The 26067-nt window shown below is 72.2% G+C and carries 31 protein-coding genes; 15 read left to right on the forward strand and 16 right to left on the reverse strand.

Annotation, left to right across the window (positions count from 1 at the left end; all coding sequences use genetic code 11):
• Positions 1–50 precede the first annotated feature (50 nt).
• Positions 51–581, reverse strand: coding sequence for a DoxX family membrane protein (locus ACZ43H_RS03555; protein ID WP_464587811.1), 531 nt, complete (start codon positions 579–581; stop codon positions 51–53).
• Positions 582–620: 39 nt separating this feature from the next.
• Positions 621–2165 carry a sigma-70 family RNA polymerase sigma factor gene (locus ACZ43H_RS03560; RefSeq protein WP_464587813.1) on the reverse strand — a complete coding sequence of 515 codons (1545 nt, stop codon included), beginning with the start codon at positions 2163–2165 and terminating at the stop codon, positions 621–623.
• Positions 2166–2325: 160 nt separating this feature from the next.
• On the opposite strand from ACZ43H_RS03560, the gene ACZ43H_RS03565 reads away from it, so the two are divergent.
• The 5 genes from ACZ43H_RS03565 to rsrA all read left to right on the forward strand — a co-directional run bounded on the left by ACZ43H_RS03565 (position 2326) and on the right by rsrA (position 5542).
• Positions 2326–3036, forward strand: a complete 711-nt coding sequence (locus ACZ43H_RS03565) for a hypothetical protein (protein WP_464587814.1) — start codon at positions 2326–2328, stop codon at positions 3034–3036.
• 56 nt (positions 3037–3092) lie between these two features.
• A complete protein-coding gene (locus ACZ43H_RS03570; RefSeq protein ID WP_464587816.1) occupies positions 3093–3857 on the forward strand; it encodes an SOS response-associated peptidase in 765 nt (254 codons plus the stop codon).
• A 31-nt stretch (positions 3858–3888) separates the two neighbouring features.
• Complete coding sequence (locus tag ACZ43H_RS03575; RefSeq protein ID WP_464587818.1) at positions 3889–4536, forward strand: alpha/beta hydrolase family protein; 648 nt, start codon at positions 3889–3891, stop codon at positions 4534–4536.
• Positions 4537–4625: 89 nt separating this feature from the next.
• Positions 4626–5264: a sigma-70 family RNA polymerase sigma factor gene (locus ACZ43H_RS03580; RefSeq protein ID WP_464587819.1), complete on the forward strand. Its 639-nt coding sequence runs from the start codon at positions 4626–4628 to the stop codon at positions 5262–5264.
• On the forward strand, positions 5261–5542 hold the full coding sequence (gene rsrA, locus ACZ43H_RS03585) for a mycothiol system anti-sigma-R factor (RefSeq protein WP_464587820.1): 282 nt from the start codon (positions 5261–5263) through the stop codon (positions 5540–5542). The genes ACZ43H_RS03580 and rsrA overlap by 4 nt, the downstream gene beginning before the upstream one ends.
• A 74-nt stretch (positions 5543–5616) precedes the next feature.
• Here rsrA and ACZ43H_RS03590 read toward each other — a convergent pair whose 3' ends face one another.
• The 5 genes from ACZ43H_RS03590 to ACZ43H_RS03610 form a co-directional block, all read right to left on the reverse strand.
• Positions 5617–5691: a 50S ribosomal protein bL37 gene (locus ACZ43H_RS03590; protein ID WP_369759046.1), complete on the reverse strand. Its 75-nt coding sequence runs from the start codon at positions 5689–5691 to the stop codon at positions 5617–5619.
• Between the two features lie 137 nt (positions 5692–5828).
• Complete coding sequence (locus tag ACZ43H_RS03595) at positions 5829–6203, reverse strand: thioesterase family protein (protein ID WP_464587822.1); 375 nt, start codon at positions 6201–6203, stop codon at positions 5829–5831.
• A complete protein-coding gene (locus ACZ43H_RS03600) occupies positions 6203–6691 on the reverse strand; it encodes a GNAT family N-acetyltransferase (RefSeq protein WP_464587823.1) in 489 nt (162 codons plus the stop codon). The genes ACZ43H_RS03595 and ACZ43H_RS03600 overlap by 1 nt, the downstream gene beginning before the upstream one ends.
• Positions 6692–6700: 9 nt before the next feature.
• Positions 6701–8416: an acetolactate synthase gene (locus tag ACZ43H_RS03605; protein ID WP_464587825.1), complete on the reverse strand. Its 1716-nt coding sequence runs from the start codon at positions 8414–8416 to the stop codon at positions 6701–6703.
• 9 nt (positions 8417–8425) lie between these two features.
• On the reverse strand, positions 8426–9277 hold the full coding sequence (locus ACZ43H_RS03610) for a DUF2785 domain-containing protein (protein ID WP_464587827.1): 852 nt from the start codon (positions 9275–9277) through the stop codon (positions 8426–8428).
• Between the two features lie 66 nt (positions 9278–9343).
• Between ACZ43H_RS03610 and ACZ43H_RS03615 the strand changes: the two genes are divergently transcribed.
• The gene (locus ACZ43H_RS03615; protein WP_464587829.1) at positions 9344–10822 is read left to right on the forward strand and encodes a histidine kinase N-terminal domain-containing protein; all 1479 of its coding nucleotides are present in this window, start codon (positions 9344–9346) and stop codon (positions 10820–10822) included.
• Between the two features lie 2 nt (positions 10823–10824).
• Here the strand turns inward: ACZ43H_RS03615 and ACZ43H_RS03620 are convergent, their stop codons facing one another.
• A complete protein-coding gene (locus ACZ43H_RS03620) occupies positions 10825–11076 on the reverse strand; it encodes a WhiB family transcriptional regulator (RefSeq protein ID WP_011755173.1) in 252 nt (83 codons plus the stop codon).
• A 244-nt stretch (positions 11077–11320) separates the two neighbouring features.
• Between ACZ43H_RS03620 and ACZ43H_RS03625 the strand changes: the two genes are divergently transcribed.
• Positions 11321–11719 carry a hypothetical protein gene (locus ACZ43H_RS03625; RefSeq protein ID WP_464587831.1) on the forward strand — a complete coding sequence of 133 codons (399 nt, stop codon included), beginning with the start codon at positions 11321–11323 and terminating at the stop codon, positions 11717–11719.
• Here ACZ43H_RS03625 and ACZ43H_RS03630 read toward each other — a convergent pair.
• The 3 genes from ACZ43H_RS03630 to sodN form a co-directional block, all read right to left on the reverse strand.
• A complete protein-coding gene (locus tag ACZ43H_RS03630; RefSeq protein WP_464587832.1) occupies positions 11716–12534 on the reverse strand; it encodes an RNA polymerase sigma factor SigF in 819 nt (272 codons plus the stop codon). The two genes, ACZ43H_RS03625 and ACZ43H_RS03630, sit on opposite strands and share 4 nt — an antisense overlap.
• A gap of 1 nt (position 12535) precedes the next feature.
• Positions 12536–12910 carry an ATP-binding protein gene (locus ACZ43H_RS03635; RefSeq protein ID WP_464587834.1) on the reverse strand — a complete coding sequence of 125 codons (375 nt, stop codon included), beginning with the start codon at positions 12908–12910 and terminating at the stop codon, positions 12536–12538.
• 327 nt (positions 12911–13237) lie between these two features.
• The gene (gene sodN, locus ACZ43H_RS03640; protein WP_379178386.1) at positions 13238–13639 is read right to left on the reverse strand and encodes a superoxide dismutase, Ni; all 402 of its coding nucleotides are present in this window, start codon (positions 13637–13639) and stop codon (positions 13238–13240) included.
• Positions 13640–13688: 49 nt separating this feature from the next.
• On the opposite strand from sodN, the gene ACZ43H_RS03645 reads away from it, so the two are divergent.
• From ACZ43H_RS03645 to ACZ43H_RS03660, 4 genes are all read left to right on the forward strand, one after another.
• Positions 13689–14075, forward strand: coding sequence for a S24/S26 family peptidase (locus tag ACZ43H_RS03645; protein WP_464587836.1), 387 nt, complete (start codon positions 13689–13691; stop codon positions 14073–14075).
• A gap of 155 nt (positions 14076–14230) precedes the next feature.
• Complete coding sequence (locus ACZ43H_RS03650) at positions 14231–15412, forward strand: NAD(P)-dependent malic enzyme (RefSeq protein WP_464587837.1); 1182 nt, start codon at positions 14231–14233, stop codon at positions 15410–15412.
• A gap of 120 nt (positions 15413–15532) precedes the next feature.
• Positions 15533–16501, forward strand: a complete 969-nt coding sequence (locus tag ACZ43H_RS03655; RefSeq protein ID WP_464587838.1) for a zinc-binding dehydrogenase — start codon at positions 15533–15535, stop codon at positions 16499–16501.
• Positions 16498–17199: an SDR family oxidoreductase gene (locus ACZ43H_RS03660; RefSeq protein ID WP_464587840.1), complete on the forward strand. Its 702-nt coding sequence runs from the start codon at positions 16498–16500 to the stop codon at positions 17197–17199. The genes ACZ43H_RS03655 and ACZ43H_RS03660 overlap by 4 nt, the downstream gene beginning before the upstream one ends.
• Here the strand turns inward: ACZ43H_RS03660 and ACZ43H_RS03665 are convergent.
• Together ACZ43H_RS03665 and ACZ43H_RS03670 are read right to left on the reverse strand one after the other, a co-directional pair.
• The gene (locus ACZ43H_RS03665; protein WP_464587841.1) at positions 17171–17686 is read right to left on the reverse strand and encodes a nitroreductase family deazaflavin-dependent oxidoreductase; all 516 of its coding nucleotides are present in this window, start codon (positions 17684–17686) and stop codon (positions 17171–17173) included. The two genes, ACZ43H_RS03660 and ACZ43H_RS03665, sit on opposite strands and share 29 nt — an antisense overlap.
• 54 nt (positions 17687–17740) lie before the next feature.
• Entirely contained in the window at positions 17741–18382 is a 642-nt protein-coding gene (locus ACZ43H_RS03670; protein ID WP_464587843.1) for a TetR family transcriptional regulator, read from the reverse strand.
• Positions 18383–18525: 143 nt separating this feature from the next.
• Here ACZ43H_RS03670 and ACZ43H_RS03675 point away from each other — a divergent pair, with 143 nt between their 5' ends.
• The 4 genes from ACZ43H_RS03675 to ACZ43H_RS03690 all read left to right on the forward strand — a co-directional run bounded on the left by ACZ43H_RS03675 (position 18526) and on the right by ACZ43H_RS03690 (position 21328).
• On the forward strand, positions 18526–19629 hold the full coding sequence (locus tag ACZ43H_RS03675; protein ID WP_464587845.1) for a ferredoxin reductase: 1104 nt from the start codon (positions 18526–18528) through the stop codon (positions 19627–19629).
• Positions 19630–19646: 17 nt separating this feature from the next.
• On the forward strand, positions 19647–20756 hold the full coding sequence (locus ACZ43H_RS03680; protein WP_464587846.1) for a fatty acid desaturase family protein: 1110 nt from the start codon (positions 19647–19649) through the stop codon (positions 20754–20756).
• An 11-nt stretch (positions 20757–20767) separates the two neighbouring features.
• Positions 20768–20971, forward strand: a complete 204-nt coding sequence (locus tag ACZ43H_RS03685; protein WP_464587848.1) for a hypothetical protein — start codon at positions 20768–20770, stop codon at positions 20969–20971.
• Between the two features lie 93 nt (positions 20972–21064).
• Complete coding sequence (locus tag ACZ43H_RS03690) at positions 21065–21328, forward strand: hypothetical protein (protein ID WP_379178368.1); 264 nt, start codon at positions 21065–21067, stop codon at positions 21326–21328.
• Between the two features lie 24 nt (positions 21329–21352).
• Here the strand turns inward: ACZ43H_RS03690 and ACZ43H_RS03695 are convergent, their stop codons facing one another.
• The 3 genes from ACZ43H_RS03695 to ACZ43H_RS03705 all read right to left on the reverse strand — a co-directional run bounded on the left by ACZ43H_RS03695 (position 21353) and on the right by ACZ43H_RS03705 (position 26007).
• A complete protein-coding gene (locus tag ACZ43H_RS03695) occupies positions 21353–21940 on the reverse strand; it encodes an acetoacetate decarboxylase family protein (protein ID WP_464587849.1) in 588 nt (195 codons plus the stop codon).
• Between the two features lies 1 nt (position 21941).
• On the reverse strand, positions 21942–22118 hold the full coding sequence (locus ACZ43H_RS03700; protein WP_180936248.1) for a DUF6104 family protein: 177 nt from the start codon (positions 22116–22118) through the stop codon (positions 21942–21944).
• Positions 22119–22230: 112 nt separating this feature from the next.
• Positions 22231–26007 (reverse strand): multifunctional oxoglutarate decarboxylase/oxoglutarate dehydrogenase thiamine pyrophosphate-binding subunit/dihydrolipoyllysine-residue succinyltransferase subunit, encoded by a 3777-nt coding sequence (locus ACZ43H_RS03705; RefSeq protein ID WP_464587850.1) that lies wholly within the window; start codon positions 26005–26007, stop codon positions 22231–22233.
• Positions 26008–26067 lie beyond the last annotated feature (60 nt).

The raw sequence follows: 26067 nt of genomic DNA on the forward strand, positions 1-26067 counted from the left end.
CTAGCGACGGGCGCTGCCGCGGCACCGCAGGTCCCAAACCGGGTCCGGGGTCAGCCCACCTTGGCCTTGGCGAGCTTCGCCTCCTGGCGGGCGGACTGGGCGAGGCGCTTCGCCTCGCGGCGGGCGTCCTTCGCGGCCCGGCGGGCGCGCCACGCGACGCCCGGCTTCCCGTCGGTGTCGCCCGCGGCGATGATCAGGCCGCCGAGCATCGAGACGTTCTTGAAGAAGTGCAGCTGCTGCTGCTGGCGCTCCTGCTTGTCGCCGGCCTCCCAGAACCGGTGACCGGCGAGCGTGGTGGGCACCAGCGTCGCCGCCAGCACCGACGCGGACAGGCGGGGAGCGCGACCGGTGGCGAGCGCGGCGGCGGCGCCGAGCTGGACGGCCGCGTTGAGCCGGACCAGCGTGACCGGGTCCTCCGGGAACGGCGCGGTGGGCACCGCCTTCTTGGCCAGGGGCACGACGCGCTCCGCGACGGGGCCGGCCTTCTGGGCCAGGGCAGGGGCGTTGCGCAGGGCGTTGACCCCTCCGACGACGAACATGGACGCGAGCATCGGACGGGCGATCATTCGGCTGACGGTCATGACACCTTCATACCCGATCTTCCGCGGCCGAAGCCTCGCTCAGGGGGCCAGCACCACGGAGGCGGTGTTGTCGGCCGGGTCGCTCTCGCGGCTGCCCGGCCCGGGGCGGACCGTGAAGGTCAGCGTGGTCGGCGCGTCGGGCAGCGCGCCGACCACGAACGTGTACGTCGCGGCTGCACCGGTCACCGAGCAGCGACCGCTGCCGACCTGCACGCCGCCGCACCTCGGGTCGGGCGTCAGGGACACCACGGCCCGGTCGGCGTCGACCTCCAGGGTGGGCGCCGGGCCGTCGCCCTGACCGGTCACCGTCACCCGGACCACGTGGGCGGCGCCGGCGGACCGGGACTCGCCGGCGGCGACGGTCAGGTCCACCTCGTCGGTGTGGGGGCCGGTGGGCGGCACGGGAGGCTGGCTCGTCGGGGACCCCGGCCCCGCGGGCAGGGGCGGCACGGGCGGAGCCGTCGTGGTCGGCCCGGGCACGTCCACCGTCGGAGCGTCCGCGACCGGGGAGACCGTCGCGGGCTCCGCGGCGCCGTCTCGGGGCTGGCGGGTCCGGTGCCGCTCGACGTGGTGCTCGCGGGTGCCGTCGGCCCGTGGCGGACGCGCCGGTGCGCTCGCGGCCGGGCCTCCGGCGCCGGCGTCGGGTGTCGCCTCGGGCCGGTCGGTCGAGTGGACGGCGACGCCGACGACCACCGATCCGGCCGCGACGCCGGCCACCGCCGAGGCGGGTGCGTGCGCCACGAGCAGGTCACGAGCCCGACCGAGCAGGCCGAGCAGCGCCCCGGGCGCGGCGGACCCGCCGGCGGACCCGGCGTACGCCGCGGCCGCCGTGCCGAGGAGCGCCGGGGCCAGCAGCGCGGCGAGGCCCGAGTTGATCTCGCTGAGCTCGAGGAGGACCGCGGCGCACCGCCGGCACCCGGCGACGTGCTCCTCGACCCGACGGGCGTCGCGGCGCGCGAGGCCGCCACGGACGTAGGGACCGAGCCTGCCCTGGGTCTCGCGGCACGCGGCGTCGACCGTGTCCTGCGCGTGCATGGTGAGGAAGGCCTGCCGCAGCCCCTCCCGGGCACGGTAGGCGAGCGCGGACACCGAGTTGGGGGAGAGACCGAGCAGCGGGGCGACCTCGGCGGGCTTCTGCCCCTCCACCTCGGTGTGCCACAGCACGAGCTGCCAGCGCTCGGGCAGCGAGGCGAACGCGCGCGCGGCCGCGCCGCTCTCGAAGCCCTCCACGGCCGTGTCCCGGAAGGGGACCCCGGGATCGAACGCGGTCAGGTCGTCGGTGGGGCGCAGCCGCGCCGTGGCGCGGAACCGGTCCACGTGCAGCCGGCGGACGGCGGTGAGCAGGTACGCACGGAACGCCAGGTCGGGGCCGCCGCCGCGCTGCAGCACGACCAGCACCTTGGCGAACGCCTCCGACACGAGGTCGTCGACGTCAGGCCCTCCGACCAGCTGCCGCGCCAACCGGCGTGCGGACTCCACGTGCCGGCGGTACAGCTCGCCGTAGGCGTCGACGTCGCCGCCCCGGACGGCCGAGATCAGCTCGGCGTCCGCGGGCTCGTCGAGCCTGGGCAGCGTGGTGCTCACGCAGGTCCAACGCGCGAGGTGCCCAAAGATCACGAACGAGTTCCGGCGGACCGCATCACGAGCCCCCGGGACGCCCGTCCCAACGCCGGTGACGGAGCAGGACACCGTCCGCGGAGGGAGGGTCGGCGTGGGCAGGTTCGCGACGAGGGTGCGCCGACCCGTGGACGGACCCGGGGCGAGGGCAGGGCTGCCCGAGGAGCTGCGGCCGGCGCTGCCGCCGCACTTCGAGGCGGTGGGGGAGGCCCTCGGCTCGGGGTCCGGGGTCGAGGAGGCCTGCACGGCGGCCGGCGGCGACCTCGCCCGGGAGGGCACCTCGCTGGAGGAGGGACTGGCGGGCCTGGTCGCGACGTACCGGCTGGTGCGCGGCCACGGCCCCGGGCACGGCGCCACCCGTGCCGTCGCCCTGGGCTGGGCGGACGCCACGCTCGGCTACCTGCACGGGCTCTCCTGCGAGGACCCGCTGACGGGGCTGGCGACCCAGGCCCACCTGCGCGCACGCCTGGGGGACCTCTACCGGGGTGAGGTCCCCCGGGGGGTGCCAGTGCAGGGCAGCCACACGCTCGTGGTGCTCGACGTGCCCCGGGAGACCAGGACCCGGCGCGCCGACGCGGTCGCCGGGCTGACCGGCTCCTTGCGCCTCGGCGCGCTCGGCGACACGGCCCGGACCGTCTTCCACGGCAGCGAGACGATCGCCGGGGTGGGTCCGGTCCGCGTCGTGGTCCTGGCCGGTCGCCACCGCCTGGGCCCGCGGCTCGGCCTGCTGCGCCGGTTGCTCGCCGAAGTGGCGCCGGCCGTGCGGGTGTGGGTCGAGGGCCTGCCGGCGACGGATGCCGCGGCCGCACGGCTGCTCGACGAGCTCGCCCGGGGCTAGGGCACGTCTCTCGAGTCGGGCAGCAGAGCGGGGGTACGACGCCCTAGGGTGGCCGCATGTGCGGTCGCTACGCCTCCAGCCGGCGTCCCGAGGACCTCGTCGAGGAGTTCGAGATCGAGGACGACCGGGTCGCCGCGCCGCTGGCGCCCGACTACAACGTCGCCCCCACCAAGGAGGTGTACGCCGTCGTCGAGCGGCCGCCCCGCACCTCCGAGTCGGGGGAGCCGGAGCCGCCGGCGCGCCAGCTGCGCGTGGTCCGCTGGGGACTGGTGCCGTCCTGGGCCAAGGACCCCTCGATCGGCAACCGGATGATCAACGCCCGGATGGAGACGGTCGCCGAGAAGCCGGCGTACAAGCGGGCGTTCGCGAAGCGCCGGTGCCTCCTGCCCGCCGACGGCTACTTCGAGTGGTACCCGACCCAGCAGCAGACGAAGTCCGGGAAGCCGCGCAAGCAGCCCTTCTTCATCCGCCCGGCCGACGGTGGCGTGCTCGCGATGGCGGGTCTCTACGAGATCTGGCGCGACCCGACCCGCGACGACGACGACCCCGAGCGCTTCCGGTGGACGTGCACCGTGCTGACGACCGAGGCCGAGGACGCGGTGGGGCACATCCACGACCGGATGCCCCTGACCGTGGAGCGGGACCGCTGGGACCACTGGCTCGACCCGACCCTGGCCGACCGCGACGACCTGCTCGGCCTGCTGGTCCCGGCCGCCCCCGGGCGGCTGGAGGCCTACCCCGTCTCGACCGCGGTCAGCAACGTGCGCAACAACGGGCCCGAGCTGATCGAGCCGATCCCCGCCGAGGAGGCCCTGCAGTGACCGGACCGGGAGCGACCTGGAGGACGAGACGATGAGCAGCGAGCGCCGGGTCGCCACCCCGCACGGCGAGGGCCGGCTGGTCACCCACCGGTCCCGCAGCCCGTTGGTCACGCTGCTGCTCAGCCACGGCGCCGGCAACGGCATCGACACCCGCGACCTCGAGGCGCTGGCCCTCTACCTGCCGCGCAACGGGGTCACCGTCGTGCGCTTCGAGCAGCCCTGGAAGGTCGCGGGCCGCAAGATCGCGACCTCGCCGGCGACGCTCGACGAGTCGCTGGTGGCGGCCGCCGACCAGCTGCGGGTGCGGACCCCCATGGTCGTGGGCGGTCGTTCTGCCGGCGCCCGGTCCGCGGCCCGCTGCGCCCGCCACCTCGGGGCGTCGGGGTGCCTGGCGCTGGCGTTCCCGCTGCACCCGCCGGGGCACCCCGAGAAGTCGCGTCTCGACGAGCTGCGCAGGGCGCGGGTGCCCACGCTGGTCGTCCAGGGCGAGCGGGACACGATGGGCCGGCCCGAGGAGTTCCCCGACGACATCGACCTCGCCGTCGTCCCCGGCGGCGACCACGGCTTCAAGGTGCCGGCGCGGTCGGGCATCAGCGAGGCCGAGGCGATGGGCGTGATCGTGGAGGCCACGCTGGAGTGGATCGTCCGCGACGTCGTCGGGAATGGTCGCGGCGCCTGAGGCGTTCTGGCCTTGTGCTTGCCATCCTCGAACCGACCAGCAGTCGCGTGCCCACGCCGCGCCGGGGGGACGACCTAGACTGGGACGCGATGACTGATTCCCTGAACGTCCCCGACGAGGTCGTGGACCCGGCCACCGAGACCGACGAGGAGCGCTCGGCGCGCTTCGAGCGTGACGCGCTGCCCTTCCTGGACCAGCTCTACTCGGCGGCGATGCGGATGACCCGCAACCCCGCCGACGCGGAGGACCTCGTCCAGGAGACCTTCGCCAAGGCGTACTCCTCGTTCCACCAGTTCCGGCCGGGCACGAACCTCAAGGCCTGGCTGTACCGCATCCTCACCAACACCTTCATCAACTCCTACCGCAAGAAGCAGCGGGAGCCGCAGCAGTCGATGTCCGAGGACGTCGAGGACTGGCAGCTCGCGCGTGCCGAGTCGCACTCCTCGACGGGTTTGAGGTCGGCCGAGATGGAGGCGCTGGAGCACCTGCCCGACTCGCAGGTCAAGGACGCGCTGCAGCGCCTGCCGGAGGAGTTCCGGCTGGCGGTGTACCTCGCCGACGTCGAAGGATTCGCCTACAAGGAGATCGCCGAGATCATGGAGACACCGATCGGCACCGTCATGTCCCGGTTGCACCGGGGTCGCCGCCAGCTGCGGGACATGCTCTCGGACTACGTGCGCACCAACGACCTGCTCACCGTCGGTCGCGAGGGAGGCGACAAGTCATGAGCCACGACCACTCCCACCCGGACGAGGTCTCGGCCAGCGACTGTGCCGACTACCTCGAGCGCATCGTCTACTTCCTGGACAACGAGCTCGACGAGGCCGACTGCTCGGTGGTGCGCGCGCACCTCGACACCTGCAACCCCTGCCTGGAGAAGTACGACCTGCAGCGCACGGTCAAGGCCGTCGTCGCCCGGTCCTGCTCCGAGGCAGCGCCCCAGGAGCTGCGCGAGCGGGTGATGTTCCGGATCCGCGAGGTGCAGGTGCAGATCACCGAGGGGTGATCCCGCCCGACCCGACATGCAACGAGCCCCCGACCAGCAGGTCGGGGGCTCGTTCGCTACGTCGGTAGCGGCGCTCAGGCGTTGGGGCGCTTGCCGTGGTTCGCGCCCTTCTTCTTGCGAGCGCGGCGCTTGCGGCCGGTCTTGCCCATGGTGTCCTCCGGTTCGATTAGGTTCATCGCCCCGCGAGGGGCCGTCTGCCATCCTCTCAAACTCGTCGCGCCAGACGAAATCCGGCCCGGACCGGATCCGGTCGTGACTGGATCTGGCCGGTCGGGGAGAGGCCGTGCTAGAGACGGGACAGGAAGCGCTCGGCGTCGACCACCACGCGGGTGACCTCGCCGGTGCCCACGACCTTGCCGTTGCCGCCGACGTGGCGGGCGGCCACGGAGAAGCGGTGCAGACGGCCGTCGGCGTACGACGACGAGGCGGTCACCTCGACCTCCTGGCCGACCGGGCTGGCGCCGAGGTGCTCCAGGGACACCCGGGTGCCCACGCTGGTCGATCCCGGGGGCAGCGTGGCCTCCAGGGCCGCGCAGGTGGCCGCCTCGCACCACGCCAGCAGCCGCGGCGTGCCGAGCACGGGGAGCGATCCGGAGCCGACCGCCTCCGCGGTGTCGTCATCGCCGACCGTGAAGCGCAGCGTGGCCTCGAGAGGGTTCATCAGGACAGGTCCTTGCGGTAGGCGATCAGGGACACGTGCGGCACGGGTCGCCAGTCGCGCTGCGGCGCGCGCTCGAAGCCGAGGCGCTCGTAGAGGCGGTGCGCGTCGGTCATCTCCGGGAGCGTCGACATCACGATCGCGGTCGCACCCTCCTCACGGAACCGGTCCAGCACCAGCCGGACCAGGGCCTCGCCGACGCCTCGCCCCCGCGCGTCCGGGGCGACCGCGAGCATCCGGAACTCGCCCTCGTCGGGGGCGGCGATCTCGCGCCAGGGTGAGCCCTCACGGCAGATCGTGACGGTGCCGAGGACCTGGTCGGAGTCGCCCGGGGTGGCGATCCAGAGCTCCGCCTCGAGGTCGCGGGCGGCTGCGTCGCGCAGGTGGTCGAGGTACGGGTCGTGGGGCCCGAGGGTGAACGCCTCGTAGGCCGCGACGGTCACCGCGCCCACCTCCTCGTGGTCGCGCTCGGTCGCCCGGCGGATCCGCATGCCTGCTCCCTAGATGCCGAAGGTGCTGCGGGGGTACGCCGCATCGACGTCGGTGATCACGTTGACGAGGTAGGGCACCCCCGAGGCGAAGGCACGGTCGAGTGCCGCACCGATGTGCCGCGGGTCGGTCACGGTCTCGCCGGCGCCGCCGAGGGCCCGGACGACCTCGTCGTACGCCGTGCGCGGCGCGAGGTCGGCGGCCACGTCGTACCCGTAGAGCATCTGCATCGGGCCCTTCTCCAGGCCCCACGCGGAGTTGTTGCCCATCACCATGACCACCGGGAGGCCGTGGCGCACCAGGGTGTCCACGTCCATCAGGGAGAAGCCGGCGGCGCCGTCGCCGAGGAGGAGCACGACCTGGGCCGAGGGGCGGGCCAGCCGGGCCGCGATGGCGGCGCCGAGGCCGGCACCGAGGCAGCCGTAGGGGCCCGGGTCGAGCCAGCCCCCGGGGCGCTTCGGCTCGACGAACTTGCCGGCGAAGCTCACGAAGTCGCCGCCGTCGCCGATCACGACCGCGTCGTCGGCGAGCCGCGGCACCAGCTCGCCGTAGATGCGGGCCGGGTGGATCGGGTCGGCCTCGGCGGAGAGCAGGGCCCGGTCGCGCTCGGTGGCGGCGGCCACGGTGTCCTGCAGGCCGCTCACCCACGGGGACCAGTCCGGGCGCCGGACGACCTGCTCGAGGGCGGCGAGCAACCCGTCGAAGACGGTCGAGAGGTCGCCCGAGACGGAGGCGGCGAGGTCGGCGTGGCCGGAGACCTGGCCGGGGGAGTCAGCGATGTGGACGACCTGGGCCGGAGCCCGTCCGTCCTTGCCGCCGAAGACGCCGTAGCCCAGCCGGAAGTCCAGCGGCGTGCCGACCACGACCACGACGTCGGCCTCGCCGAGTGCCCGGCCGCGCGCCTTGGTGACCAGCAGCGGGTGGCTGCCGGGGACGACGCCGCGGCCCATGCCGTTGGTGATGGCGGGGATGCCGACGGCCTCGACGAAGCGCAGCGCCGCCTCCTCCGCCCGGTCGGCCCAGACGTCGGTGCCGAGCACGAGCACCGGGCGGGTCGCGCCCGCGAGCAGCTCGGCGATCTCGGTGAGCGCGTCGGGATCCGGCTCTGCGCCCCGGTCGGTGCCCAGGGCCGGGACCGGGCCGGAGGCGGTGTTGAAGAACTCGTCCATCGGCACGTCCACGAAGACCGGGCCCCGGTGAGAGGACCGGGCGGTCGTGAACGCGCGGTGCATGCCCTCGAGCACGTCGTCGGCGGTGTGCAGGGTCCGCGCGAGCTTGGACACCGAGGCGAGGATCGGCGGCTGGTCGAGCTCCTGGAGGCTGCCGCTGCCCCAGCGGTTGGCGGGTGCCCGGCCGCCCACGACGACCATGGGGGAGCCGGCGAACTGGGCCTGCGCGATCGCGCTGACGCCGTTGGTCACCCCCGGGCCGGCGGTGAGCACGGCCAGGCCCGGCACCCTGGTCAGCTTGCCGGTCGCCTCCGCGGCGAAGGCCGCGGTCTGCTCGTGCCGGACGTCGAGCAGGCGCATCGGGGGGTCGGCCTTCACGGCGCCGTCGTACATGGGGAAGACGTGCGCCCCGGAGAGCGTGAACATCGTCTCCACGCCGTGCGCCCGGGCCACGGCGACCGCGAGATGGCCCGCGTGTCCCGTGGTCTCGGGAGCCTCCCCACCCGTCTGCTCGTCGAGGTCGGTGCCGTCGCTGGTCCGGGTCGGGGCGTCGCTCATGCCCGCAGGTTACTCGGGCGTAGCCACGAGGTAGTGGGGGTTGGTCGACTTCAGCGCCTGCACCAGGACGAGCAGCAGGTCGGAGCGGACCTCCGGCGGCCGGGGGCCGAGCGCGAGCTGCAGGTGGAGCGAGCGCAGGAAGGCCTGGGCGTTGCCGCCGACGAGGAACGGGTCGCGGTCGTCGTAGGAGCCGTGGCTGCCGGCCGCCGCCGCGATCCGGGCGATCCAGGGCTCGAGCACGGTCAGGGGGACCTGGTTGCGGCGCAGCACCTTCATCGTGGCCAGGGCCAGCCGGTCCGGCTCGCCGGCGGTGAACAGGCTGTCCACCGGCAGCAGCACCCGGTCGGCGATCACGTCGAGCACGACGGTCAGCTCGGGCTTGAAGCAGTGCGGGGAGGCGGCGAGGACGCCGAGGGCGTCGGCGCCGTGCGCCACGGAGTGCGCCCAGCCCTTGCCGGGCACGAAGCCGCGCAGGTCGCGCTCGCGCAGGAGCCAGGTGGCGATCCGGTCGCCCCACTCCAGGATCTTGCCGCCGGGCAGCAGCGGGCGGCCGTTGTCGCGCTTGATGCACTCGGCCAGCACGAGCGCCGAGAAGCTGCGCCGGAACACGGTGTCGGTGTCGGACTCGCCGATCCCGACGCGCAGCCCCGCGGCCATCCCGTCCCCGAGACCGGCCAGCAGGTCGTCGTACACGCCGCGGTCGACCCAGGTCGCCAGCGTCGGGTACGCCGTGCCGTCGCGCTGCGCGGGGTCGGGTGAACCGAGCATGCGCGTCAGCTCGGCGGTCAGCTCGTCGAGCGGTCGGTCCGACGGGACCGCGAGCCCTTCGGCATGGACCTGGCTCCAGTACGACCCCGACATGGGGGCCATCCTGCCAAAGGCCGAACGGCGACCGGCCCGGTGGTCCCCGGGTGGTAGACCTGTGCCGTGCCGTCCCTCACCGAGCTCGTGCGCAGCCACACCGACCTCGACGAGGAGGACGTGGCCTGGCTGCAGCTGCTGCAGGCCGACTGGCAGATCATCGCCGACCTCTCCTTCGCCGACCTGGTGCTGTGGCTGCCCGACCGGGCGGGCCAGGGGTTCTGGGCCGGGGCACAGATGCGTCCCACCACCGGCCCCACGGCGTACGTCGACGACGTGGTCGGCACGTTCGTGCCGGTCGGGCGGCGCCCGATGCTCGACATGGCCTGGTCGCAGGGCCGGCTGGTGCGTGAGGGCGACCCCGAGTGGCGCGACGACGTGCCGGTGCGTGTCGAGACGATCCCCGTCCGGCGCGGTGGCCGGGTGATCGCGGTGGTGGCGCGCAACACGAACCTGCTGGGGGTCCGCACGCCGAGCCGGCTGGAGCTGTCCTACCTGCAGACCGCCGCCGACCTCACCCAGATGATCGCGCACGGGTACTTCCCGGCGCCCGGGCAGCGCAGCGACCACGCGGACTCGCCGCGGGTCGGTGACGGCTTCCTCCGCGTGGACGCAGCCGGCCGCGTCGTCTACGCCAGCCCCAACGCGCTCTCGGTCTACCGCCGGCTCGGGCTGTCGGGCGACCTGGCGGGCCTCTCGCTCGCCGAGCTGACCCGCGAGCTGGTGCCGCCCCGGCGCCGGCCGGACGAGGAGACGCTGAGCGCGGTGCTGGGCGGGCGGGCCCACCGCGACACCGAGATCGGCAACGACGGGGTCTCCCTCATCGTGCGGTCCATCCCGCTGCGCCCCCAGGGTGACCACATCGGTGCGCTGGTGCTGGTGCGCGACGTCACCGACCTCCGGCGGCGCGACCGCGAGCTGGTCACCAAGGACGCGACCATCCGCGAGATCCACCACCGGGTGAAGAACAACCTGCAGACGGCCGCGGCGCTGCTACGCCTCCAGGCGCGTCGGATGGACTCCGAGGCCGCCCGCTCTGCCCTGGAGGAGGCCGTGCGCCGGGTCGGCTCGATCGCGATCGTCCACGAGACCCTCAGCCAGGCGGTCGAGGAGCAGGTCGACTTCGACGAGGTCGCCGACCGGCTGGGGCGGATGGTGACCGAGGTGAGCGCCCTGGGGGACCGGGTGCGGGTGCGCCGGGACGGCCGGTTCGGGGTGCTGCCCTCGGAGGTGGCCACGGCGCTGGCCATGATCCTCACCGAGGTGCTGCAGAACGCCGTCGAGCACGGCTACCCCGAGGACGCCGCGGAGCCGGTCCGCGGCGAGATCGTGGTCACCGTGCGCCGGCTGGTGGGCAGGCTGCACGTCGCCGTCGAGGACGACGGACGCGGGCTGCCGGAGGGGTTCGACCTCGACGGGTCGACGAACCTGGGGCTCTCCATCGTCCGGACCCTGGTGGAGTCCGAGCTCGGGGGACAGCTGGAGGTCGGCCCGGCCCCCGGTGGTCGGGGGACCCGGGCCGCGATCGACGTACCGCTGGAGTGAGGTCAGGCGGTGCGGACCCGGGCGCGGGCGTTGCGACGCTTCAGAGCGCGCCGCTCGTCCTCGCTGAGGCCGCCCCAGACTCCGTGGTCCTGGCCAGCCTCGAGCGCCCAGGCGAGGCACTGCTCGCGCACCTCGCAGCGACGGCACACCTGCTTGGCCTCCTCGATCTGGAGGATGGCCGGACCGGTGTTACCGATCGGGAAGAACAGCTCCGGGTCCTCGTCGAGGCAGGCGGAACGGTGGCGCCAATCCATGGCTGGGGGATCCCTCTTTCCTTCTACGTACGTACAGGTCAGGAGTTCTCACAGCCCTGCGAGCGTTCGCGAGCGGCACCGGGGTGTACAGGGGGTCGGTGTGAGGCGTTCGCGAGCGCGTCGTCTAGCGTGGCAACTCTTGGACCGTTAAACAACCCCTGAGCCCCTTGTGTTTCCGTCACAAGCGTCACACGTGGGGCTGGTTGACGTCGGGAGCCGCCGGCGGGGTCTCTACGCTGGCGCCGTGACCAGCGCACGAACCGCCCGTCCAGCCCCCCTCGTGGTGGCCGCCTCCCTGGTGGCCGTCGAGGGCCTGCTGCTCGCCCTCCTCGGGGTCCTCGAGCTCGGCAACCTGTCCTCGGACCGGGTGATGCTGGGCGTGACCACGACGGCGTTCTTCGTCGGCTACGGCGCCCTGCTGCTGTGGGCCGCCCGCGCGCTGGTGCGTCGCCAGTCGTGGGCTCGCAGCCCGGTCGTGCTGACCCAGCTGATCATGCTGGGCCTGGCCTGGAACTACCACGAGTCGCCGGCGATCGCGATCGGGCTGGCGGTGGTCGGGGTCGTCGTGATGGCGGGGATCTTCCACCCCGACAGCCTCGACGCGCTCTCCGACGACCCCGGACGTGACGGGCACCGCAGCTAGCTCTGCTCCTCCAGGGAGGCGCGCAGCTGCTCCAGGGTCCGGTTCAGCAGGCGTGAGACGTGCATCTGCGAGACCCCGATCTCGTCGGCGATCTGCGACTGCGTCATGTTCTTGAAGAAGCGCAGCAGCAGGATCTTCTTCTCCCGAGCCGGCAGCCGGTCGAGCAGCGGCTTGATCGACTCGCGGATCTCGACGTGCTCGAGGTTGTGGTCGTCGACACCGATGGCATCGAGCATCGTCGCCGCGCCGTCGTCGCTGTCGTCGCTCGCGTCGAGCGAGAGCGTGGAGTAGGCGTTGCTGGACTCGATCCCCTCGACGATCTCCTCGACCGTGCAGCCGATGCTCTCGGCCAGCTCACGAGGCGTGGGGGAGCGGCCCAGCGACTGGGTGAGCTCGGCGGTCGTGGCGCCGATCTGCATGCGCAGCTCCTGGAGCCGCCGCGGCACCCGGATCGCCCAGCCCTTGTCGCGGAAGTAGCGCTTGATCTCCCCGATGATCGTCGGGGTCGCGTACGTCGAGAACTCGACCCCGCGGTCGGAGTCGAACCGGTCGATGGACTTGATCAGGCCGATCGTGCCGACCTGGACGAGGTCCTCGAAGGGCTCGCCCCGGTTGCGGAAGCGTCGCGCGCAGTGCTCGACCAGCGGGAGGTGCAGGTGCACCAGGCCCTCCCGGGCGTGGTCCCGACTGGCTGCGGACGCGTCCAGGTCGCGCAGCTGTCCGAACAGCTCCGCGCTCCGACGTCGGGTGACCTCGACGCCGGACGGCAGCACGTCCTGCGTGCTGGCGTCGTCCCCCGTGATGTCCAGGTCCATGTCAGAGGCCGGCCTCCAGATGGCCGGACTCCATGGAGAGGGTGATGGTGAAGCGGCCGCCGTCGGTGTCGGCCGAGGCGCTGGTGGCGAGGGTGGTGAGCACCTGCCAGGCGAAGCTGTCGTAGTCGGGGCGCAGCGCGCCGTGCGAGCAGGGCACGCCGACCGTCACCGTCAGCCGGCCCGGCTGCATGTAGAACCGGCAGCTCAGGTCGCCGTCCTCATCGGCCTCCGGCAGCACCATGGCGCTCGCCTCGCCGACGGCGATGCGGAGGTCCTCGATGTCGTCGATCGGGAAGTCCAGGCGCGCCGCGAGCCCCGCCGTCGTGGTCCGCAGCACGGACACGTAGGCGCTGTCGGCCGGGACTCGAAGCTCCACGTCCGCGCGGTCCTGGGAATGACCGCTCGCCGGCCCGGTCAGTGGCCCGCTCAATGACATCGTCGTCCTCCGTGGTGAGTGCGCAGCAGCTGCAGACTAGTGGGGGCCGGCCCCCGGGTGATGTACCCGGTGACCGACCCCGTCACACGTGTCGAGCCTCTCAGCTCTTCGAGCCTCGTATCTGAGCCCTTCGTCAGCCCTTCTTGTACGACGACTTCGCAGGCTCAGTCGCCGATGAAGACGAGGCAGGGCCTCCTTCGTCAGCCCTTCTTGTACGACGACTTCGCAGGCTCAGTCGCCGATGAAGACGAAGCAGGGCCTCCTTCGTCAGCCCTTCTTCGTCTCCCAGAAGATCTCCGCGATCTCGTCGATCTTGGCGAGCAGCTCGTCGGCCTTGCCCGCGTCGAGCTCGCCCTTCGTGCCCGTCGCGCCGGCCAGCTTGGTGGCCTCGTTCACCAGCGTGTGCAGCTGGGGGTACTTCTCGAAGTGCGGGGGCTTGAAGTAGTCGGTCCACAGGACCCACAGGTGGTGCTTGACGAGCTCGGAGCGCTGCTCCTTGATCAGGATCGCCCGGGTGCGGAAGTCCGGGTCGTCGTTGTCCGCGACCTTGGCGATGATCGCCTTGATCGACTCGGCCTCGATGCGGGCCTGTGCCGGGTCGTAGACCCCACAGGGCAGGTCGCAGTGGGCGGAGACCTCGACGGTGGGTGCGAAAAGTCGCGCGAACATCCAGTGTCCTCTCGTGGGGATTCGGCGTGTCGACTGCGACACTACTCCCGTGCCGCGGCGACCACTCGGGGAGGTTTCGTACCCCCGGAAGCACCCGCCATTCGGCTTCGCGCGGGTGCGCGGCGAGTCGATGCTGCCGACACTGGCGGCCGGCGACCTGCTCCTCGTGCGGTACGCCGTGCCGGTGCGGCGCGGCGACCTGGTGGTGGCCCGGTTCCCCGACGGCACCCTGGCCGTGAAGCGTGCGGTGGAGCGGCGTACCTCCCGGACCGGGGGCCCGGCGTGGTGGCTGCTGAGCGACAACCCCGATCGTGGCGTCGACTCCCGGCACCGCGGGCCGGTCGCGGCGGAGGAGGTGCGGGCGGTGGCCGTGTGGCGGGTGTGGCCTCGACCCGGGCGGCTGCGCGGACCAGCCGGGCCGGTGAGCGGGCCGTGACGTGGCTCGTGGACGGCGTCGGGTCGCTCGCCCCCGCTGTGCCAGACTGTGGCCAGGGAGATCCCCTGGTGTGACCAGTTCCGCGAGCCACCCGTTCCGCGTCGAGCTGGACCCCCTCGTCCCCGAAGGCCTCGCGACGGAGAGTCAGATTGGTCATGGCAGCAGACACGCCCCATCCCCGTGCCGGTGACCCGGTGTTCGACCTGCACGTCGGCGGCAAGATGGAGACCCGGTCGACGGTCTCCCTGTCCGGCCCCGACGACCTCTCGCTCGCCTACACACCGGGCGTCGCCCTGGTCTGCGAGGCGATCGCGGCCGACCCGGCGATGACCCAGCACTACACGTGGGTCCCGAACACCGTCGCCGTCGTCACCGACGGCACCGCCGTGCTGGGCCTCGGGGACATCGGGCCCGCCGCCGCGATGCCGGTGATGGAGGGCAAGGCCGTGCTGTTCAAGCAGTTCGGGGGCGTCGACGCCGTGCCGATCTGCCTCGACACCACCGACACCGAGGAGATCATCGAGACCGTCGCCCGGTTGGCGCCGAGCTTCGGGGGGATCAACCTCGAGGACATCTCGGCGCCGCGCTGCTTCGAGATCGAGCAGCGGCTCAAGGACCGCCTCGACATCCCGGTCTTCCACGACGACCAGCACGGCACCGCTGTCGTGGCGCTGGCCGCACTGAAGAACGCGCTGCGCCTGACCGGGCGCAGCCCGGAGTCGACGCGGGTCGTGATCTCGGGGGCCGGCGCGGCCGGTGTCGCGGTCGCCCGGATCCTGCTGGAGGCCGGCATCAAGGACCTCGCGGTCACCGACCGCAAGGGCGTGCTGAACTCCGTGCGCGGCGACCTCACCCCGGTGAAGCGGGCCCTCGCGGTCGACACGGCCGACAACTACGGCCGCACGGGCTCCCTGGCCGACGTGCTGGTGGGCGCCGACGTCTACATCGGGGTCTCGGGCGGCACGGTGCCGGAGGAGCACGTGGCCACGATGGCGCCGGACGCGATCATCTTCGGCCTCGCGAACCCGATCCCCGAGGTCCTCCCGGACGTGGCCCACCGGCACGCCCGGGTGGTCGCCACCGGACGCTCGGACTTCCCGAACCAGATCAACAACGTGCTGGCCTTCCCCGGCATCTTCCGGGGAGCCTTCGACGTCCACGCGACCGCGATCACCGAGGGGATGAAGCTGGCGGCCGCCGACGCGCTCGCGGCCCTGGTGGGCGACGACCTCGCCGAGGACATGGTCATCCCCTCGCCGTTCGACCCCCGGGTGGGGCCCGCGGTCTCGGCTGCGGTGGCCGAGGCCGCCCGCCGGGACGGCGTCGCGCGGCGCTAGGCGGCATCGGTAGGTCGGGTTTCGACGCGCCGTCGCGACCTCGCAGGCTCGGTCGCGGGCTTGCTCAACCTCCCGACCCACGCCGTGAGCTCCTTCGTCGCTCCCCGCTAGGGTCGGGACATGTTCGCCGTCTACGCCGACAAGTTCTCCTCCGACGACCCGCTGTCCGGCCTCGTGGTCGGCGAGCGCCCGGACCCCGTCGCCCCGGACGGGTGGACGACCGTCACGGTGAAGGCCGCCTCCCTCAACCACCACGACCTGTGGTCGCTGCGGGGGGTCGGGCTGCGCGAGGAGGCGCTGCCGATGATCCTCGGCTGCGACGCGGCCGGGTACGACGAGGACGGCAACGAGGTCCTCGTGCACGCGGTGGTCAGCGACCCGGGCTGGACCGGCGACGAGACCCTGGACCCGAAGCGGTCGCTGCTCTCCGAGCGCCACCAGGGCACCTTCGCCGACAAGGTCGTGGTCCCGCGCGGCAACGTGGTGCCCAAGCCGGCGTCGCTCTCGTTCGAGGAGGCCGCGTGCCTCCCCACCGCCTGGCTCACGGCGTACCGCATGCTCTTCACCCAGGGGAACCTCAAGGCGGGTGACACCGTTCTGGTCCAGGGCGCCGGCGGGGGAGTGGCGACCGCGCTGATCACCCTGGCGCGGGCCGGGGGGCTGCGCGTGCTCGCCACCAGCCGGGACGAGAAGAAGCGGCTGCGTGCCCTCGAGATCGGTGCGCACGAGGTCTTCGAGTCCGGCGCCCGCCTCCCGGTCAAGGTCGACGCGGTCATGGAGACCGTCGGCCGGGCCACCTGGTCCCACTCGATCCGTGCGCTGCGCCCGGGCGGCAAGATCGTCATCTCCGGCACCACGTCGGGGCCGAAGCTCGACGACGCCGAGCTGACCCGCATCTTCTTCCTGCAGCTGCAGGTGATCGGCTCCACGATGGGCACCCGCGCCGAGCTCGCGTCGCTGGTCACGCTGCTCGACGCCTCCGGCGCCCGGCCGCTCATCGACCGCACCCTGCCCATGACGCAGGCCGCGGAGGGCTTCGCCGCGATGGCCGAGGGCGACGTCTTCGGCAAGGTCGTCTTCACCCGATGAGGACCCACGTCGTCTCCGGTGCCGGCTCCGGCATCGGAGCGGTGCTCGCCGAGCGCCTGCACGAGCGCGGTGACGAGCTCTGGCTGCTCGCGCGCAGCGAGGAGCGAGCGGCCGAGCTGGAGCAGGCCCACCCCGGCGCCCACACCCTGGTCGCCGACCTCGCGTACCCCGCGGGGGTGGAGAGGGCCCTCATGGGCGCCGCCCTCCCGGAGCGGGTGGACTCCCTGCTGCACGTCGCCGGGGTCGTCGACCTCGAGCCCGTCGCCGACCTCGACCTCGGCCACTGGCAACGACAGCTCGACGTGAACCTCACGTCTCCGGCCGTGCTGACCCGCGCGTTGCTCCCGGCCCTGCGGGCCGCCGGCGGCACGGTCGTCCTCGTCAACTCCGGAGCCGGGCTCGCCGCCAACCCGACCTGGTCGGGCTACGCCGCGTCCAAGTTCGGCCTGCGCGCGCTCGCCGACGCCCTGCGGGGAGAGGAGCAGGAGCACGGGGTCCGGGTCACCACGGTCTACCCGGGCCGCACCGCCACGCCGATGCAGGAGAAGGTGCACGCCCAGGAGGGCAAGGAGTACGACGCCGCCCGGTGGAGCGACGCCGCGACCGTCGCCGCCACCATCCTCCACGTCGTCGACCTGCCCGCTGACTCCACGATCCCGGACGTCACCGTCAGGCCGGCTCCAGCACGAAGATCCTGAGCCGCCGGCCGGTGATCCTGCGGCGGTACTTCGCGTAGCCGCCGTAGACGCCGACCGAGCTCGCCATCACCTCGGCGAACTCCGCCTCGGTCGCGGGCCGGGCCACGACGTCGCGCGTGGCGCCGCGGAAGGCGACCGTGGCACGTGGGTCCGCCTCGAGGGTGAGCACCCAGGCGGGGGTGCCCGGCTGCCCGAAGTTCGTGCCGAGCAGGGCGAGCGTGTCCCCGAGCGGCACGGAGATGAGGTGCGTGGTGCGCCGCAGCCCCGACCTGCGGCCGGTGGTGGTCACGTCGACGACGGGCAGGCCCGCCAGCAGCTCGGGCACGCTCCGCCGGCCGCCGGTGAGCCGGCCGACGAGGTCGTCGAGGTGCCGCAGGGTCCGGGCGAAGAGCCAGGCACCGGGACGCGTCGAGGCGAACGCCTGCACCAGCCGCTGGAAGGCGTTGGGTCGCCGGAAGGCGTAGCCCAGGTCGGCGGCGAGTCCCATGCGACCAGTGCACCACCGCTCCGCGCGCCGGGGAGCGAATCTCGGGAATCCGGATCAGGGGTGGGAGCGCCAGTTGAGCGCCCCGACGAGCACCATCCGCAGCTGGGTGCGCGCCGTCTCCACCAGCGCCTTCTCCGCCTCGGGTCGGGCCGGAGCGCTCAGGATGGCCTCCGCGGTGGCGACGAGAGCGGTGACGATGAGGTTCGACAGGACCCGCAGGTCCTCGGCCGACCACGGGTCAGTGCCGGGGAGTCGGGCGAGGTCGGTCGCCAGCTCGCGCTCGAAGAGCTCGATCTGGTGCCGGATCTCCTCCCGGACCGCCGGCGGCCCGGCCGCGCGCTCGCGGGCGATGAAGAGGAAGTGCGCGCGCTGCCGGTGCACGTGGTCGACGAGGACGTCGATGGAGGTGTCGACCATGTCGTCGAAGGCCGGCCCGCCGCGGCGGACGTCGCGCAGCATCGCGCGCAGCGAGGCGAACGACTCGTCGACGAGCGCCAGCCCGAGGGCCACGAGGGAGTCGAAGTGTCGGTAGAACGCGGTCGGCACGATGCCGACCTCCTTGGCCACCTGCCGCAGTGACAGGGCCCCCAGGCTGCTCTCCTCGGAGAGGGAGAGTGCGGCGTCGAGGATGGCGCGACGGGTGCGCTCCTTGCGCTCGCCCCTCGTCTCGGGGCGGGATGCCGACAGCTCCGCCATGCCCTCGATCGTAGTCGCGGGTGAACGCGTGTCCACGGCAGCGGCGCGCGTGGTCGGGCTCACGCGCGCGACGCTTGACCGTACTCCGGGTATGTCTGCATAGTTTCAGTGAACGACTGTTCACTCGAATCGGAGGGGTCAGCATGACCATCACCGCCGCCGGCGCGGCCGGGCGCCTCCTGCGCTCCCGGGCCCTTGCCGCCCTCACCTCGCCGCACGGCGTGGACCGCTACCTCGAGCAGGTCAACCCGATGTGGGCGGCGCACGAGGTTCGCGCCCGCGTCGTCGCCGTCGACCGCGAGGTCGACGTCGCCGGCCACCCGCCGGTCGCCACGGTCACGCTGCAGCCCACGGCGACCTGGCAGGGCCATCGGGCCGGCCAGCACGTCCAGCTCGGCATCGAGGTCGACGGAGGACGCCGCACGACCCGGGTCTTCACCGTCTCCAGCCCGGAGTCGCGGCCGGGGGACCGGATCACGATCACGCTGCGCGGCAACCCGGACGCCCCCGGTCGGCAGAGCGTGTCCCGTCACCTCGTGGAGCGGGTGCGTCCCGGCACGATGGTGCACCTGTCGCAGGCGCAGGGCGGCTTCGTGCTGCCGGACCGGGTGCCCGAGCGGGTGCTGCTCGTCTCCGGCGGATCCGGGATCACGCCGGTGATGTCCATGCTGCGCTCGCTGCAGCGCCGCACCCACCGGGGCCGGGTGACCTTCGTGCACTACGCCCGGAGCCCCCGCCACCAGATCTTCGCCGCGGAGCTGGAGGAGGTATGTCGTTCCGGTCACGGCATCGACGTGCATCTGCTGCACCCCGAGCTCGGAGACCCGGCGCTCTCGCCGGCCTGGCTCGAGCGGCTGGTGCCCGGCTATCGGGACGTGCCCACCTGGGCCTGCGGTCCGGCGCCGCTCATCGAGGCGGTGCAGGCGGCGTACGACGGCTCCGACGCGCTGAGCGTGGAGTACTTCCAGCCGCCGCGCGTCCCGACCGGCACCTCCGGTGGCGAGGTCGCCTTCAGCCGCTCCGGGCGGGTGGCGCCCAACACCGGCGCCACGCTGCTCGAGCAGGCCGAGGCGCTCGGCCTGACGCCCGAGCGCGGCTGTCGGATGGGCATCTGCCTCTCCTGCACCCAGCGCAAGAGCGAGGGCACCGTCCGCGACGTCCTGACCGGCGAGGAGTCCTCGCGGCCGGACGAGGACATCCGCATCTGCGTCTCCGCCCCCGTCGGCGACTGCGTCGTCGACCTCTGACCCACGAGAGGAACCCCATGGTCCCCACAGGCTCCACCCACCAGAAGAAGCTGACCCCCGACCAGCTCGACGCGTTCGGCGCCGAGATGGACGCCATCCGCCAGCGCGTCCTCGCCGACCTCGGCGAGGAGGACGCGGCGTACATCCGCAGGGTCGTCAAGGCCCAACGCGGCCTCGAGGTCGCCGGCCGTGCGCTGTTCTACCTGCCCCCGGCCTGGCCGCTCGCCGTCGCCGCGCTCTCTGTGTCCAAGATCCTCGACAACATGGAGATCGGCCACAACGTCATGCACGGCCAGTACGACTGGATGGGCGACCCCGGACTGAGCTCGCGGATGTACGAGTGGGACAACGTCTGTCCCAGCGAGCAGTGGAAGTACTCCCACAACTACATCCACCACACCTACACCAACATCCTGGGGAAGGACCGGGACATCGGCTACGGCATCCTGCGCATGGACGAGGACCAGCCGTGGCACCCCTACTACCTCGGCAACCCGCTCTACGCGTTCCTGCTGATGGTCTTCTTCGAGTGGGGCGTCGCGATGCACGACCTCGAGGTGGAGAACATCGTGGCCGGGCGTCGCAGGCTGTCGGACAACAAGGCGTTGCACGCCGGGATCATGCGCAAGGTGCGCCGCCAGGCGCTCAAGGACTACGTGCTGTTCCCCGCGCTGACCGGACCGCTGTTCCCGCTGACGCTCGCCGGCAACGCGACCGCCAACCTGGTCCGCAACATCTGGGCGTTCAACATCATCTTCTGCGGACACTTCCCGGCGGGTGTCGCGACGTTCTCCCAGGAGGAGTGCGAGGACGAGTCGCGCGGGCAGTGGTACCACCGCCAGCTGCTCGGCTCGGCGAACATCACTGGCGGCCGGCTGTTCCACCTCATGACCGGCAACCTCTCCCACCAGATCGAGCACCACCTCTTCCCGGACCTGCCGGCCCGCCGCTACCCGCAGATCGCCGAGGAGGTGCGGGACATCTGCGAGCGCTACGGCCTGGCCTACAACACCGGACCCCTGCGCCGGCAGCTCGGCTCGGTCGCCCGCAAGATCTGCCGCCTCGCGCTGCCCGATCGGCGCGCCCGCGGCACGGACACGGTTGTCGACCAGCCGGTCGCTGCCTGAGGATTGGAGCCATGAAGGATCACCTGAGCAAGGCCGAGATCCGCAAGGACGTGGTCCAGGACGCCGTGCAGGCGGCCGCCAGCACCGTGGGCCAGGTGACCTCGATCGTCACCGGCGCGGTGCGTGACGTGGCTGGGGTCCTGGGCGGCTTCGCGACGGAGATCTTCGAGATCCGTGACTCCGCGCGGAGGGCGGCCGGCGACCACGACGAGTGAAATGTCTATACCTGTGGTTCGGGTCACCGGGGCCCGGGTAGGTGACAGTCCTCGGGGGACGAGAGACCAGGCCGTCGACCGAACCGAGGATCCATGGACACGAGATTCGCCTCCCACTACGACCCGGACACCAGCACCCTCGAGCTCAGCGGCGACTTCGACCGCGACGCCTGGTCACTGGTGCACGAGGAGGTCGAGCGCGCGTTCCGTCGTACGGCGTGCCGGCTGACCGTCGACCTGACCCGTGCGTCAGGGGTGCCGGCCCACTTCGTCGGTCACCTGGTGCACCTGTGCAACTGCTGCTACCCGGGCACCATCGTGCAGGTGGCGGCCCAGCGCAACGCGCCGGCAGCCTGAGCGCAACGCCCCCGCAGCCTGAGGTCAGCCGAACGACATCCGGAAGCCCACCGTCCGGAACGACGCCACGGGGCGCCGTCCGGCGAGCCAGCCGAGCGGGCCGTCGGGGGCGAAGTCCCACTGGCCGCGGCACGGCAGGGTCCTGGCCGTCCCGCGCATCGCTGCCCGCCCCTCATGGCCCCCGGTCTCCAGGGGCGGCTGGCGGACACCGGCGCGGAAAGGCAGCCGCACGGCGGCTCTCGAGACGTCGGTGAACCGGGCCTCAGCGATCGGGCGCCGCTCCAGGGTCGCCGACCACTCGGTGCGCGACAGCGGACCGGTGTGGCTCGTCTCGAGGCGGAAGTCGCAGAGCTTCTTCGGGATCGCCCACAGCTCCCGGCCGCCCGCCTTCGAGGCGGGGGAGTCCACCCAGATGTCGGTGATGCGGACCTGGCGATCCACCGGGCGGGCGACCAGCAGCTCGGAGTAGGTCAGCGGGCTGTCCGGCTCGTAGCTGACGAAGGCCGCGCCGTACACGCCCGCCGGGCGATCGGCGTCGACCGCCTCGGGCACCCTGAACAGGGAGAGCCAGAGCTGGCCCTGCAGCTGCCAGGGCGCCGAGGGGTACGACACGTCAGTCCTCGGGGTCGTCGAGGCGGGCCAGCCAGGTGGCGAACCGCTCGACGGCCGTCTCGAACTCGGGGTGCGTGTCGGTGAACTCCTGGAGCCGCTCGGCGAGCCACGCCAGGGTGACCTCCTCGTCACCCCGGCGCTTCTCGAGCTCCTCGATCCCGCGATCGGTGAAGTACATGGCTGGACTTCCTGCTTCCTTCATCAGGTCTCGACACGCGGGCCACGGCTTCGCGGGCTCAGCCGTGCCGCTCCCTCGACCACCATCAGCTGGTCCGCTGACGCGTCCCAGCTCAGCGGAAGGCCCGCTCGAGCAGGTCCTTCTGCTCCGCCTGGTGCCGCTTCACCGTGCCGACCGACGGCGAGGACGAGGCCTCGCGCGTCACCGGCTCGACCTGGGCGTCGACCTCCGGCCACACGTTGAGCGCGTAGTGCGGCCACGGGCCCATGTTCTCCGGCTCGTCCTGCACCCAGCGCACCGACTTCAGGTGCGGGTAGCGGGCGATCTCGGCCTTGATGTCGTCCAGCGGGCGCGGGTAGAGCTGCTCGATCCGGGCGATCGCGAACCGCTCGGGGTTCTCCCGCTTGGCCCGCTCCACCATCAGGTCCCAGGTGACGCGGCCCGAGCACAGCAGGAGCGTGTCGACCTTGTCCTGGTCGGCGCCGGCGTCGCTGATGAACGGCCGGAACGACCCCGAGGTGAAGTCCTCGGGCTTCGAGGCCGCCTCCTTGCGCTTGAGCATCGACTTCGGGGTGAAGACGATCAGCGGTCGGTGCTCCTCGCCCAGCGAGTGCTGGCGCAGCAGGTGGAAGTACGACGCGGGCGTCGACGGCTGGGCGACGACGAACGCGTCGTCGGCGCACATCGTCATGAACCGCTCGATGCGGGCCGAGGAGTGGTCGGGGCCCTGACCCTCGTAGCCGTGCGGGAGCAGCAGGACGACACCGGACTGCTGACGCCACTTGGTCTCGCCCGAGGTGATGAACTCGTCGATGACCGTCTGCGCGCCGTTGACGAAGTCGCCGAACTGCGCCTCCCACAGCACGAGTGCCTCGGGGCGGGCCACGGAGTAGCCGTACTCGAAGCCGAGCGCGGCGTACTCGGAGAGCAGCGAGTCGTAGACGTAGAACTTGGCCTGGTCCTCGGTCAGCGAGGCCAGCGGCGTCCACTCGTCGGCGTTGACCCGGTCGATGATGGTCGCGAAGCGGGACACGAAGGTGCCGCGGCGCGAGTCCTGGCCGGCGAGCCGCACCGGGCGGCCCTCCATCAGCAGCGAGCCGAAGGCGAGGATCTCGCCGGTGCCCCAGTCGATCGGGCCGTCGGTGATCGCGGCGGCGCGACGCTGCAGCTGCGGCATCACCTTGGGGTGGACCGTGAAGCCCGCCGGCGGGGTGACGTAGGCGTCCGAGATGCGCTTGAGGACGTCGACCGGCACCGCGGTCTCGGCCTCGCCCGCGGGCTTCTCGGGGTAGTCGGGGACCGTGGTCCACTCCGAGGGCTGGCTGCTCGCCTCGCGGACCTCGGTGAAGACCCGCTCGAGCTGCTGCTGGTAGTCGCGCAGGACCTGCTCGGCCTCCTCGATCGTGATGTCGCCACGACCGATGAGGGACTCGGTGTAGAGCTTGCGGACCGAGCGCTTCTGCTCGATGAGGTCGTACATCAGCGGCTGGGTGTACGACGGGTCGTCGCCCTCGTTGTGACCGCGACGGCGGTAGCAGACGAGGTCGATGACGACGTCCTTCTTGAACGCCTGGCGGTACTCGAACGCGAGCCGCGCGACCCGGATGCAGGCCTCGGGGTCGTCGCCGTTGACGTGGAAGATCGGCGCCTGGACCATCCGGGCCACGTCGGTGCAGTAGAGCGAGGACCGCGAGGAGCCCGGCGAGGTGGTGAAGCCGACCTGGTTGTTGACGACCAGGTGGATCGTGCCGCCGGTGCGGTAGCCGCGCAGCTGGCTGAGGTTCAGCGTCTCGGCGACCACGCCCTGACCAGCGAACGCGGCGTCACCGTGCACCAGCAGCGGGAGGACGGGGTAGTCGGCACCCTTGTTCAGCACGTCCTGCTTGGCGCGGGCGATGCCCTCGAGGACCGGGTCGACCGCCTCGAGGTGCGAGGGGTTCGCGGCGACCGAGACCTTGATGCGGTCCTTCGAGCCGGCCTCGAACTCGCCCTCGGCGCCGAGGTGGTACTTCACGTCGCCGGAGCCCTGAACGGTGCGCGGGTCGATGTTGCCCTCGAACTCCCGGAAGATCTGGGAGTACTTCTTGCCCACGATGTTGGCCAGCACGTTGAGCCGACCGCGGTGGGCCATGCCGATCGTGACCTCGTCGAGCTCGGCCTCGGCGGCCGCCTCGCAGATCTCGTCGATGACCGGGATCGTGGTCTCGCCACCCTCGAGGGAGAAGCGCTTCTGGCCCACGAACTTCGTCTGCAGGAAGGTCTCGAACGCCTCGGCCTGGTTGAGCTTGAGCAGGATCCGCAGCTGCTCCTCGCGCGGCGGCTTGGTGTGCGGCTGCTCCACTCGCTCCTGGATCCAGCGGCGCTGCTCGGGATCCATGATGTGCATGTACTCGATGCCGGTGGTGCGGCAGTAGGAGTCGCGCAGGATCCCGAGGATGTTGCGCAGCTTCATGAACGGGCGACCCGAGCCACCGAACGAACCGGTCGCGAACTCCCGGTCGAGGTCCCACAGCGTCAGGCCGTGCGACTCGACCTCGAGGTCGGGGTGGCTGCGCTGGCGGTACTCCAGCGGGTCGGTGTCGGCCATCATGTGACCACGGACCCGGTAGGCGTGGATCAGCTCGAGGATCCGTGCCTGCTTGCTGATGTCGTCGTCGTGCGTGGTCGCGATGTCCTTCGACCAGCGGATCGGCTCGTAGGGGATGCGCAGCGAGCGGAAGATCTCGTCGTAGAAGTCGTCGCCACCGAGCAGCAGCTGGTGGACGCGCTTGAGGAACTCGCCCGACTGCGCGCCCTGGATGACGCGGTGGTCGTAGGTCGAGGTCAGCGTCATGACCTTGCTGATCGCGCTGCGGGCGATGGCCTCGTCGGAGGCGCCCTGCCACTCCGGCGGGTACTCCATCGCGCCGACGCCGATGATGGCGCCCTGGCCCTTCATCAGGCGCGGGACCGAGTGGCTGGTGCCGATGCCGCCGGGGTTGGTCAGCGAGATCGAGGTGCCCTTGAAGTCCTCCACCGTGAGCTTGTTGTCGCGCGCCTTGCGCACGATCTCCTCGTAGGCGGTCCAGAAGCCGGCGAAGTCCATCGTCTCCGCGGCCTTGATGCTCGGCACGAGCAGCTGGCGGCTGCCGTCGGGCTTGGGGACGTCGATCGCGAGCCCGAGGTTGATGTGGGCCGGGGTGATGAGGTTCGGCTTGCCGTCGACGACGTCGAAGCCGACGTTCATCTCCGGCATCGACTTGACGGCCTTGACGAGCGCGTAGCCGATCAGGTGGGTGAAGGACACCTTGCCGCCGCGCGCGCGGGCGAGGTGGTTGTTGATGACCGTGCGGTTGTCCCACAGCAGCTTCACCGGGACCGAGCGGACCGAGGTCGCGGTCGGCACGCTCAGCGAGGCGTCCATGTTCTGGGCGGTGCGGGCGGGGGCGCCACGCAGCACGGTGAACGTCGGCTCGTCGCTCGCCGCTGCCGGTGCCGCGGGCTTGTTGTCCTTGGGGACCGGGCTGGTCGTGCCCTTGGCGGGCTCGGCCGCCTGGGCGTCCGGACGCGGCTTGGCCACCGGCGCCGGGGCCTTCTCCTCGGCCTTGGCGGCGGCGGGCTTCTCGGCCTGCTTCGCCGCGGGCTTCTCGGGAGCCTTCTCAGCCGCCTTCTGCGGGGCCTTCTCGGGGGCCTTGGCCGGCACCGGCTTGGCCTCGGTCCGGGTCGCAGCACCGTTGTGGCCGGCGCCGTTCGCGCCGTTGCCGTTGGCCTGGAAGTACTTCACCCACGTGGGGTCAACGCTGCCGGGATCCTTCTGGTACTGGTCGTACATCTCCTCCACGAGCCACTCGTTGGCGCCGAAGTCGGCGGAGGGCTGTTCGGGAGACTGGCTGCCTGAGGACTGCGGCACGGGTTGGTTCGCCTCTTCCGGTGTACGCGCGCGGGGATGGGTTTCAGTCGTCAAGGCTAG

It is taken from the genome of Nocardioides sp. DN36 (genome assembly GCF_055380375.1).

What these genes read in the sequence shown, in the direction of transcription:
- ACZ43H_RS03555 (WP_464587811.1), bottom strand. Translation starts at nt 581, where the DNA reads ATGACCGTCAGCCGAATGATCGCCCGTCCGATGCTCGCGTCCATGTTC.
- ACZ43H_RS03570 (WP_464587816.1), top strand. Translation starts at nt 3,093, where the DNA reads ATGTGCGGTCGCTACGCCTCCAGCCGGCGTCCCGAGGACCTCGTCGAG.
- ACZ43H_RS03575 (WP_464587818.1), top strand. Translation starts at nt 3,889, where the DNA reads ATGAGCAGCGAGCGCCGGGTCGCCACCCCGCACGGCGAGGGCCGGCTG.
- ACZ43H_RS03580 (WP_464587819.1), top strand. Translation starts at nt 4,626, where the DNA reads ATGACTGATTCCCTGAACGTCCCCGACGAGGTCGTGGACCCGGCCACC.
- rsrA (WP_464587820.1), top strand. Translation starts at nt 5,261, where the DNA reads ATGAGCCACGACCACTCCCACCCGGACGAGGTCTCGGCCAGCGACTGT.
- ACZ43H_RS03595 (WP_464587822.1), bottom strand. Translation starts at nt 6,203, where the DNA reads ATGAACCCTCTCGAGGCCACGCTGCGCTTCACGGTCGGCGATGACGAC.
- ACZ43H_RS03600 (WP_464587823.1), bottom strand. Translation starts at nt 6,691, where the DNA reads ATGCGGATCCGCCGGGCGACCGAGCGCGACCACGAGGAGGTGGGCGCG.
- ACZ43H_RS03605 (WP_464587825.1), bottom strand. Translation starts at nt 8,416, where the DNA reads ATGAGCGACGCCCCGACCCGGACCAGCGACGGCACCGACCTCGACGAG.
- ACZ43H_RS03610 (WP_464587827.1), bottom strand. Translation starts at nt 9,277, where the DNA reads ATGTCGGGGTCGTACTGGAGCCAGGTCCATGCCGAAGGGCTCGCGGTC.
- ACZ43H_RS03620 (WP_011755173.1), bottom strand. Translation starts at nt 11,076, where the DNA reads ATGGATTGGCGCCACCGTTCCGCCTGCCTCGACGAGGACCCGGAGCTG.
- ACZ43H_RS03630 (WP_464587832.1), bottom strand. Translation starts at nt 12,534, where the DNA reads ATGGACCTGGACATCACGGGGGACGACGCCAGCACGCAGGACGTGCTG.
- sodN (WP_379178386.1), bottom strand. Translation starts at nt 13,639, where the DNA reads ATGTTCGCGCGACTTTTCGCACCCACCGTCGAGGTCTCCGCCCACTGC.
- ACZ43H_RS03650 (WP_464587837.1), top strand. Translation starts at nt 14,231, where the DNA reads ATGGCAGCAGACACGCCCCATCCCCGTGCCGGTGACCCGGTGTTCGAC.
- ACZ43H_RS03655 (WP_464587838.1), top strand. Translation starts at nt 15,533, where the DNA reads ATGTTCGCCGTCTACGCCGACAAGTTCTCCTCCGACGACCCGCTGTCC.
- ACZ43H_RS03660 (WP_464587840.1), top strand. Translation starts at nt 16,498, where the DNA reads ATGAGGACCCACGTCGTCTCCGGTGCCGGCTCCGGCATCGGAGCGGTG.
- ACZ43H_RS03665 (WP_464587841.1), bottom strand. Translation starts at nt 17,686, where the DNA reads ATGGGACTCGCCGCCGACCTGGGCTACGCCTTCCGGCGACCCAACGCC.
- ACZ43H_RS03670 (WP_464587843.1), bottom strand. Translation starts at nt 18,382, where the DNA reads ATGGCGGAGCTGTCGGCATCCCGCCCCGAGACGAGGGGCGAGCGCAAG.
- ACZ43H_RS03675 (WP_464587845.1), top strand. Translation starts at nt 18,526, where the DNA reads ATGACCATCACCGCCGCCGGCGCGGCCGGGCGCCTCCTGCGCTCCCGG.
- ACZ43H_RS03680 (WP_464587846.1), top strand. Translation starts at nt 19,647, where the DNA reads ATGGTCCCCACAGGCTCCACCCACCAGAAGAAGCTGACCCCCGACCAG.
- ACZ43H_RS03685 (WP_464587848.1), top strand. Translation starts at nt 20,768, where the DNA reads ATGAAGGATCACCTGAGCAAGGCCGAGATCCGCAAGGACGTGGTCCAG.
- ACZ43H_RS03690 (WP_379178368.1), top strand. Translation starts at nt 21,065, where the DNA reads ATGGACACGAGATTCGCCTCCCACTACGACCCGGACACCAGCACCCTC.
- ACZ43H_RS03700 (WP_180936248.1), bottom strand. Translation starts at nt 22,118, where the DNA reads ATGTACTTCACCGATCGCGGGATCGAGGAGCTCGAGAAGCGCCGGGGT.